The organism is Providencia sp. PROV267 (assembly GCF_028477825.1).
Lineage (GTDB): Bacteria > Pseudomonadota > Gammaproteobacteria > Enterobacterales > Enterobacteriaceae > Providencia > Providencia stuartii.
Genome location: NZ_JAMPLX010000026.1, coordinates 144,413 through 153,981, shown reverse-complemented (window position 1 = coordinate 153,981; position 9,569 = coordinate 144,413). Strand labels below are relative to the sequence as shown.

The window sequence follows — 9,569 nt, the reverse complement described above, 5'->3', positions numbered from 1 at the left end:
GTGTTTTTTGAAAAAAAATTATCACCTGGTCAAATATCACTCACAAAGCCTATTTTTTGATACTTTTTACTACTTTTGGTAGCTCTGCGATACTTTCAATCACCATATCGGCATTCGCAATCGCTTCTTCTGATACCGCTTCACCACTTTTCACTAGAATAGTTGTACCCACTTTTGCTGCTTTCCCTGCTTGCATGTCTGCTAATTTATCTCCCACCATTATAGAAGATGCCATATCTATATTAAGAAATGATTGAGCATCTAGTAGCATGCCGGGTTTAGGTTTACGACAATCGCAATCTTGACGATACTCTTTATCTTTAGCTTCTGGGTGATGAGGGCAAAAATAGATGCCATCCAGATCAACACCGCGGTCGGCTAATGACCAATCCATCCATTCTGTCAGTTGCATAAAACTATCTTCAGAATAGATCCCTCTACCGATGCCTGATTGGTTCGTCACTACGACAAGCGCGTAACCCATTTTCTTTAACTCAGCCATGGCTTCAATGGCACCTTCAATAAATTGAAAGTCATCTATTTTGTGTACATAGCCGTGATCAATATTGATTGTACCGTCTCTATCTAAAAAGATTGCTGGTATGCCTTTACTCACCGATTTACTCCTCAAACTAAATGAGTTTTAAGTATCTCATGAAAAGAAAATAAATGAGAATAGAATAAATAAACCAAACCTTGTTGACTTAGACGTCTAGACGCCTTAACATCCAACCATATTAGATTTAGACATCTAAAAATTGATTCCTATATACTTAGAAGAAATAAATGATAAAGCTCTCAAATATTAATAAAGTTTTCCAGCAAGGAAGCCGTAACATTCAGGCACTTACAGATATTAGCCTGCATGTTCCTGCTGGACAGATCTATGGTGTTATCGGTGCTTCTGGCGCGGGTAAAAGTACGCTAATCCGTTGTGTAAATATGCTTGAACGCCCTACCTCTGGGCAAGTTATCGTTGACGGTCAAGATTTAACGGCTTTACCTGAAAAATCTTTGACGAGAGCACGTCGTGGTATTGGCATGATCTTTCAACATTTTAATTTGCTATCTTCTAGGAACGTATTTGATAACGTGGCACTGCCACTTGAGCTAGATAATACGCCTAAAGATAAAATTAAAGCACGTGTTAGCGAATTACTGGATCTTGTTGGCCTAACAGAGAAAAAAGATGCTTATCCCGCGAATCTTTCGGGAGGGCAAAAGCAGCGTGTAGCAATCGCGCGTGCATTAGCCAACTCGCCAAAAGTTTTATTATGTGATGAAGCTACGAGTGCACTGGATCCTGCGACAACACGCTCCATCTTAGAGTTACTCAAAGATATAAACCGCCGTTTAGGGCTAACTATTCTCTTAATCACCCATGAAATGGATGTGGTGAAGAATATTTGTGACCAAGTCGCTGTCATTAGTGGCGGTCAGTTGATTGAACAAGATAAAGTGAGTGAAGTTTTCTCTCATCCTAAAACGCCTGTGGCACAAGAGTTTATTAAATCAACGTTGGTCATTGATATTCCTGATGACTATAAAGAACGACTCAAAAATGAACCAGCAGCAGATTTATCGCCTTTATTGAAGCTAGAATTCACAGGGCAATCTGTTGATGCACCACTAATTTCTATGGCTGTTCGTAAATTTGACATCGATATCAATATATTAAGTTCACAAATTGACTATGCCGGTGGCGTAAAATTTGGCGTCATGCTCGCTGAATTACATGGGGTTAATGGCGGTGTTGAAGCAACCATTGAATTTTTGAAAGAGCATCATGTCAAAGTAGAGGTTTTGGGTTATGTCTGATGGAATGATTTCACTGCTTATATCGGGAACGATTGATACTATTATTATGACTTTCGTTTCGGCGATCCTCGGTTTTATCATGGGCGTACCTACAGGGGTTCTACTCTATGTGACTCGCCGAGGGCAAGTCATGGAAAATACGGCTCTTTATGCGGTGATCTCGGCTATAGTGAACATTTTCCGTTCAATACCATTTATTATTCTATTAGTCTGGATAAGCCCATTTACCAAGTTTTTAGTCGGCTCAGCAATCGGCATTGAAGGTGCTATTGTTCCCCTTACTGTTGGTGCAATCCCTTTTATTGCTCGTATGGTTGAAAATACCTTATTAGAAGTACCAAGTGGTTTGATTGAAGCATCCAGAGCTATGGGCGCTACACCACTGCAAATTATTCAAAAGGTTCTATTACCTGAGTCTTTACCTGGGATCATCAACGCTGCAACGATCACCTTAATTATGCTGGTTGGGTATTCTGCAATGGGCGGTGCTGTCGGTTCAGGTGGCCTAGGCCAAATAGCAATGCAGTATGGTTATTACAGTTATAATCCATTAGTGATGAATACCGTACTTGTCCTGTTAGTCATCTTAGTTTTCGCCATTCAATTTACTGGTGAATACTTAATGAAAAAAGTGTCACATAAATAGTCCGTAAAATAGCAGCGCCGTTATTAAGGTGCTATAAAGAAAAGCATTTAAGGGGTATATCTATGTCTATTAAGTTGAAATCTATCGCAGTTGTCGGCGCGCTATTAGGATCATTAGTTCTAGTGGGTTGTGGCGAAAAAGAAAAAGATCCCAATAGCATCAAAGTCGGTGTTATTATGGGGAAAGAGCTAGAAGTTGCTGAAGTTGCACAAAAAGTAGCAAAAGAAAAATATGGTTTGAATGTCGAACTGGTTGCGTTTAATGACTTTGTTCTACCAAACGAAACCTTAAGCAAAGGTGATCTTGATGCCAACGCATTCCAACACAAACCGTATCTTGATCAGCAAATTAAAGATCGTAACTATAAATTAGTGCCTGTAGGTAATACATTTATCTACCCAATCGCGGCATACTCTAAACAAATTAAATCAGTTGATGAACTTGCCGATGGCTCACAAATTGCGTTGCCTAACGATCCAACTAACTTAGGTCGTTCACTACTTCTGCTGGAAAAACAAGGCTTAATTAAACTGAAAGAAGGTACTGGTTTAATGCCGACCGCTTTGGATGTGGTCGAAAACCCTAAGAACTTGAAATTTGTTGAATTAGAAGCACCACAATTGCCACGTGCATTGGATGATAAAAAAATTGCTCTGGCCATCATCAACACAACTTGGGCGAGCAGCGCAACGCCTAAACTGACGCCAGCAAAAGATGGTTTATTTGTAGAAGATAAAGATTCTCCTTATGTCAACATTATTGTGACTCGTGACGATAATAAAGATAATGAGAATGTGAAGAAGTTTGTTCAAGCATATCAATCAGATGAAGTTGCTAAGAAGGCAGATGAAGTCTTTGATGGTGGTGCAGTTAAAGGCTGGTAATCTTTTTTATTAGTAAAAAAGCGATTAATATACTAGGTGGTCAGTGCCACCTAGTATTTTTTGTATTATATAAAGACAACACATAGCAAATATCATTTTCCCAATACCTATAAGACTATAAGATTAAAAAAGGAAAAACTTATGAGATTGTTATTGCTCACCCTAGCAACTTTTGTTCTCGCTGGGTGTGGAATGAATCAATACATTCATCAGGGTCCAAATAAAGGCTTCACAAGTATGAAGCTTTCAAAACCAGTACCAAAAACAGACACCAAACCTAGCACGACAAATGTAAAACTCATGAACAGCCCTGAAGAGCTATTGGGAATGCCATTTAAAGATTTAGGTGTTGTTTCAGGTCAATCATGTCGTGAAAGCCTTCAAAGCCCACCAGCAAATCTGAATACTGCGAAGAAAAGTATGTTAACCAAAGCAGCGTATATCGCCGCCGATGCTGTTGTATTGCATCAATGCCAAACAATGGCTTCTCCTGGTTGCTACCAAGCAACGATTTGTGAAGGTAGTGCGATAAAAATTGTCGAATAAATACCTAATGAAATCGTTCGAATGTAATGTAATTGGGCATATTGAATCCCCCTATAAGGAAAAATTTGCCATCCCACGCCAACCTGGACTTGTTCCAGGTGGCTCGGGGCGATTGCATTTGCATCCTCCCTATAATGATCCTAATTCGATTAGAGGTTTAGACCAGTTCAGCCATATTTGGGTACTATTTGTTTTCCACCAAACCATGCAAGGGGGGTGGAAACCACTAGTGCGCCCTCCTCGGCTTGGTGGTAATGAGAAAATGGGCGTTTTCGCTACACGCTCAACCTTTAGACCAAACCCAATTGGCATGTCATTAATTGAATTAAAAGGAATAAGCCAAAATAATAATCAAATTATTTTGGAGTTAGGGAGTTTAGATTTAGTTGATGGCACTCCAGTCATTGATATCAAACCATACTTACCTTTTGCTGAAGCTATCCCTACAGCGCAGGCTGGTTTTGCTCAAGATGCCCCGGCGGATGATATGCAAGTGATTTTTCATCCCCAAGTTCAGCAAGATTTATTAAAATACCAAACAAGCTACCCTGGGATCGCGCAATTTATACAGCAAGTTCTCATGCAAGATCCACGTCCAGCCTACAAGAAACAGGCTATGACTGAAGAGCGTGACTATGCTGTGCATTTACTCGATTTTAATGTGCGTTGGAGAGTGCTCAATAATATAACAGAAGTGTTCGCCATCGAACCTTATGAAAAAATCGACTAACCCCTTTTGGCAAAGCACGGTCGCTGGTAGACTAGCTGTTTTATCATGCTGCTTTTGCAGCCTAGATTAAGTTGGCAAGAACATTTTTGCCATCACCCGTTGTTCTAATGGAACCTATACAATGCGTACTAGCAAATATCTGCTCTCAACACTAAAAGAGACTCCTGCAGATGCCGAAGTGATCAGTCACCAATTGATGCTTCGTGCAGGAATGATCCGTAAACTTGCATCTGGCCTTTATGACTGGTTACCGACTGGTGTCCGTGTTCTGCGTAAAGTCGAAAACATTGTCCGTGAAGAAATGGAAAATGCGGGCTCAATTGAAGTGTCTTTGCCCGTTGTTCAACCCGCTGATTTGTGGCAAGAGAGTGGTCGCTGGGAGCAGTATGGTCCTGAATTACTGCGTTTCGCTGATCGTGGCGAGCGCCCTTTCGTTTTAGGTCCAACCCATGAAGAAGTCATTACTGATTTAGTGCGTAATGAAATTACTTCATACAAACAGCTACCACTGAATTTATTCCAAATTCAGACAAAATTCCGTGATGAAGTGCGCCCACGTTTCGGTATCATGCGCTCACGTGAATTTATTATGAAAGATGCTTACTCTTTCCATACATCACAAGAATCATTGCAAGAAACCTATGATGCAATGTATGAAGCCTACAGCAAAATCTTTACTCGTATCGGTTTTGATTTCCGTGCTGTACAAGCTGACACAGGCTCAATTGGGGGCAGTGCTTCTCACGAATTCCAAGTGCTTGCGCAAAGCGGTGAAGACGATATCGTATTCTCTACAGGCTCTGATTTCGCAGCAAATATTGAGCTGGCTGAAGCCATCACTCCGCTAACACCACGTTCAGCGCCAACAGAAGAAATGCGCCTTGTCGATACACCAAACGCAAAAACTATTGCGGAGTTGGTGGAGCAATTCGGTTTGCCTATCGAAAAAACCGTTAAAACACTCATTGTTAGAGCTAAAAAAGAGTCTGGGCACACATTAGTTGCCTTATTAATTCGTGGCGATCATGAATTAAACGAAGTTAAAGCGGAAAAACACCCATGGATCTCTAGCCCATTAGAGTTTGCATCTGAAGAAGAAATCAAAGCGGCAGTTAAAGCAGCACCGGGCTCATTAGGCCCTGTCAATATGCCTCTGCCAATGGTGATTGACCGTAGTGTTGCCGTAATGAGTGACTTTAGTGCAGGTGCCAATATCGATGGCAAACACTACTTTGGTATCAACTGGGAACGTGATTTAGCACAACCTGAAACGTTCGATTTACGCAATGTTGTTGAAGGGGATCCAAGCCCAGACGGCAAAGGCACATTGCTGATTAAGCGTGGTATTGAAGTAGGGCATATCTTCCAACTGGGGACTAAGTATTCAGAAGCGATGAAAGCTTCAGTACAAAATGAAGAAGGTCATAATCAAATCGTAACCATGGGTTGCTATGGTATTGGTGTTACGCGTATTGTTGCAGCGGCAATTGAACAGAGCCACGATGAGCGTGGTATCATTTGGCCAGATGCGATTGCGCCATTCCATGTTGCGATCCTGCCGATGAATATGCACAAATCTTATCGAGTCAAAGAAGTCGCGGAAAAACTGTATGCTGACTTAAAAGCACAAGGTATTGACGTTATTTTTGATGACCGTAAGGAGCGCCCAGGCGTTATGTTTGCTGATATGGAGCTTATCGGTGTTCCATACACCATTGTTATTGGCGACCGTAACTTAGACAATAATCAAGTTGAGTATAAAGCTCGCCGTAATGATGAAAAAGCCCTTATCGGTCTTGATAATGTTGTCAGTTTCTTAAAAGAGAAGCTCGCAAATACTGTGCGCTAATCCTTCCTGCCCAACCTATTACCTGATAGGTTGGGCATATTTATGATAAATCTAAATACGAACCAAGTAAAAACCCCTTCTCAGCAATAGCCGCTTTTAAGTTTTTTGACGTTAAAACGTCTAACTCTTTTACTCGGGAATACACATAGCCGCTATTTAATAATTCATTATCAATAAATGCGGGATGGCACATTATTTCGAGAGAACACTCCCCTCGTTGCTTTGCCTTATGGAGTATTTCTAAAAAAAGCGACTCTGATATGCTATTTGGCTCCCCATAAAAGTCAGCGGAAAACGCATCTGTTGTACGTACTTGAGTATTTTTTATTTTATTGTGGTAACCAACCCGTAATGCTATCCCTTTTTGATTGGCGAAATCGACCATTAAAGGATAAAGGGGCGCCATCATATGTACATGATGATGGCTATCAATGTGGCTGGGGGGTTTACCAAAAATATCAATAAACTGATTATATTGGCAGTGTAGCTCTTGCACTATTTCGGCTATAGGAAGTTGATCTGATTTTTCCATCTCCCATATCCACTTCCCTAATATACCGTTACGCACAAGCGAAGGCATTGGCGAACACGGTTTCCCCATTGTAAGGACAAAATGCATTCCTACAGCCAATAATGGCTGCTCTGTGGCTAATTGTGCCGCATGTTGGATACTAGGCATATTTACCATGGCCGTAGTTGATGTCACAATACCATTTCGATGAGCCTCTAAGATCCCATAATTGACTGACTTACATAAGCCAAAATCATCTGCGTTCACAATAAGTAAACTCGTCATACTGCAATGCCATTAAGATGGGGTTTATTCGCACTCCCCTCTTCTTCAAGATATTTAATTACCTTAGAAAAATTCGGTAAATAATGTTTATGGGCTAAAAGAAGTGCTTTAGCCATATCCCGAGCATCATTGTCTGAATGAACTAAAGGATTTAAGTTCATTGCTAATAAAAGCTCATTAAAATCGCCACTCACTGCCGCTTGGCTCGCGGCTATTTCAAATTCTTTGATGCTATAAATTAAGCCGAGAACTTTTTCATCGAACTGAGTCACTCTTTCGTGCGGTGTAACGCCATTACGCCCTAATTTACAGGTCATTTCGACAACCCAATTTGCAGGAATATTACTAATATGGCCGTTATGGGGAATATTCACATAATGCTCGGTCTGCTTGTCATTATACAGTGCATTTATCACTTCACAGGCGGCATCTGAATAATAAGCTCCCCCCCGCAATTCAAGCTGTTTTGGTTTAATTTTTAATTCGGGATCTTGGTATAATTCAAAAAGCTCTTTTTCAATTTTTTGTACAACTTGCGCTCTGGTGCCTTCTTTATAGAATTCCGCCATTTCAATCGCGAGCATTTCTTTATACTTAAAATAGTACTGTAAGTATGAGCATGGAATTAATTTCAAGGCCTTCAATAACCCACTATCAAAGGGTAAACCTGTAATATTTTTTACCGAGCTTGCTTTATAAGCTTTCGAAATAATGCCATTAAGTACTTCATCAAAGCGAGACACGCCGTCGACAAAAATGTCTTTGACAAATACCATATGATTTAAACCAAAAAGCGTTATCGACAAATTATTTTTTTTTGTTAAACCGAGCACATCCGTAATAAACATTTTCAGGCCAATTGGAATATTACAAACGCCTATAAAACGTCTAAATTGCGTATGCCGGTATACTGCTTCGGTTATCATTCCTGCTGGATTGGTAAAATTAATCACCCAAGCTTGGGGGCAGAGAGCTTCAATATCTTTAAGGATCTCAAAAATTACCGGAATGGTACGTAACCCTTTAAATAAGCCTCCCACTCCATTCGTTTCTTGCCCTAAGTATCCATATTGTAATGGTATTACTTCATCTTTCTCTCTCGCTTTTAATAACCCGACACGTAGCTGTGTCGTCACAAAATCAGCATCCTTTAGTGCAGCTTTGCGGTCTAATGTTTTATAGAGTTTTAACGGTATATTGGCATTTTTTATCATGCGCAACCCTAGCTCATAAATGATATCGAGTTTTTCTTTTCCTTCTTCAATATCAACCAGCCAAAGTTCACTAATCGGTAGTTCATGATAACGTTTAATAAAACCATCTATTAATTCAGGAGTGTAACTGCTTCCACCACCAATAGTGACGACTTTTAATTTATGCACCATATTAACACCTACCTATTTTATTAATAAACATTGGCTATCATTTTCACTGGATATCTTTAATAAAAATTTGACTGTAGGCTTTTTCTATATTCACTTGGTGTTAATGATGTCGCCTCTTTAAATTTTTTCACAAATAAACTAGGGCTACTGTAACCTGATTCAAATGCAATATCAGTGATTGAATAATTTGTAATTTCTAGCTGTTTTTTAGCAAAATTAATTCTAATTTCATTAATGATTTGCATTGGTGTTTTTCCGCAATAGCGCTTTGTGGCACGAGTTAAATACTCTTGTGACTTCCCTGTTATTGTCACCATATTTTCTAACGCATTTTCATTAAACATTGCAATTTCATGCATTTCTTCAATCGTGTTTTTTAGCCATTGTGGCGTATCATCATAGACTTTGCTTTCTCTATAATGACGTAGTCTATTGACCACATTAAAGGTTACTACCTCAATAAACTCATTAAATTCACTATCACGAAAGTTTAATGACGCAATCACTGATTCTATATAAGCCATAAATTCATTTTTTAATGGGTAGGCTTGAGAGGCAACAAAAAATGATGGTAATAAGGGTGAAAAATATTTTTCGAAGAATGACTTTCTTATACCAACATTTAAAATTCTTGTTGCTCCAAAGTCATAGAAACTTTCATGATGAGAGCCAATTGGCAGAAAAACAAAATTCCCTCGTTCAAGCAATACTTTTCTGCCATTAATTTTTTGATAATAACGCCCTGTTAGGACAATCGTATATTCATAATAATCATGCTGATGCAGCCCTGTTGCACTTTCTGTTTTATTATAAATAACAACATGGAAATCCTTGTCATTAAATATATCATTCTCATAGACCATTTTAATCTCTATATTTGAGTTATTAACATTTAGTGTCGGCTGCATCATCATC

Annotated in this window: 10 protein-coding genes; 6 read left to right on the top strand and 4 right to left on the bottom strand. The window is 39.5% G+C overall.

Annotated features, from left to right (window positions below; all coding sequences use genetic code 11):
- Positions 1–49: 49 nt before the first annotated feature.
- Positions 50–616, bottom strand: coding sequence for a D-glycero-beta-D-manno-heptose 1,7-bisphosphate 7-phosphatase (gene gmhB / locus PR709_RS17635; protein ID WP_004916695.1), 567 nt, complete (start codon positions 614–616; stop codon positions 50–52).
- 170 nt (positions 617–786) lie between these two features.
- On the opposite strand from gmhB, the gene metN reads away from it, so the two are divergent.
- The 6 genes from metN to proS all read left to right on the top strand — a co-directional run bounded on the left by metN (position 787) and on the right by proS (position 6,473).
- Positions 787–1,818: a methionine ABC transporter ATP-binding protein MetN gene (gene metN, locus PR709_RS17630; protein WP_004916698.1), complete on the top strand. Its 1,032-nt coding sequence runs from the start codon at positions 787–789 to the stop codon at positions 1,816–1,818.
- Positions 1,811–2,464 carry a methionine ABC transporter permease MetI gene (gene metI / locus PR709_RS17625; protein ID WP_004916702.1) on the top strand — a complete coding sequence of 218 codons (654 nt, stop codon included), beginning with the start codon at positions 1,811–1,813 and terminating at the stop codon, positions 2,462–2,464. The genes metN and metI overlap by 8 nt, the downstream gene beginning before the upstream one ends.
- A gap of 62 nt (positions 2,465–2,526) precedes the next feature.
- The gene (locus PR709_RS17620; protein ID WP_004916705.1) at positions 2,527–3,348 is read left to right on the top strand and encodes a MetQ/NlpA family lipoprotein; all 822 of its coding nucleotides are present in this window, start codon (positions 2,527–2,529) and stop codon (positions 3,346–3,348) included.
- A gap of 141 nt (positions 3,349–3,489) precedes the next feature.
- Positions 3,490–3,894, top strand: coding sequence for an Rcs stress response system protein RcsF (gene rcsF / locus PR709_RS17615; RefSeq protein WP_004916709.1), 405 nt, complete (start codon positions 3,490–3,492; stop codon positions 3,892–3,894).
- Positions 3,895–3,901: 7 nt separating this feature from the next.
- Positions 3,902–4,624 carry a tRNA (N6-threonylcarbamoyladenosine(37)-N6)-methyltransferase TrmO gene (gene tsaA, locus PR709_RS17610; protein WP_004916712.1) on the top strand — a complete coding sequence of 241 codons (723 nt, stop codon included), beginning with the start codon at positions 3,902–3,904 and terminating at the stop codon, positions 4,622–4,624.
- A 121-nt stretch (positions 4,625–4,745) separates the two neighbouring features.
- Positions 4,746–6,473 carry a proline--tRNA ligase gene (gene proS / locus PR709_RS17605; RefSeq protein WP_004916715.1) on the top strand — a complete coding sequence of 576 codons (1,728 nt, stop codon included), beginning with the start codon at positions 4,746–4,748 and terminating at the stop codon, positions 6,471–6,473.
- Positions 6,474–6,513: 40 nt separating this feature from the next.
- Here the strand turns inward: proS and chbG are convergent, their stop codons facing one another.
- Genes chbG through chbR form a run of 3 tightly spaced genes read right to left on the bottom strand, consistent with a single transcriptional unit; the run spans position 6,514 to position 9,562 of the window.
- Entirely contained in the window at positions 6,514–7,269 is a 756-nt protein-coding gene (chbG, locus tag PR709_RS17600; RefSeq protein ID WP_272571056.1) for a chitin disaccharide deacetylase, read from the bottom strand.
- Entirely contained in the window at positions 7,266–8,654 is a 1,389-nt protein-coding gene (locus PR709_RS17595) for a 6-phospho-beta-glucosidase (protein WP_154598844.1), read from the bottom strand. Before PR709_RS17595 ends, chbG begins: the two co-directional genes overlap by 4 nt.
- 56 nt (positions 8,655–8,710) lie before the next feature.
- A complete protein-coding gene (chbR, locus tag PR709_RS17590) occupies positions 8,711–9,562 on the bottom strand; it encodes a transcriptional regulator ChbR (RefSeq protein WP_014657692.1) in 852 nt (283 codons plus the stop codon).
- Positions 9,563–9,569: the final 7 nt, after the last annotated feature.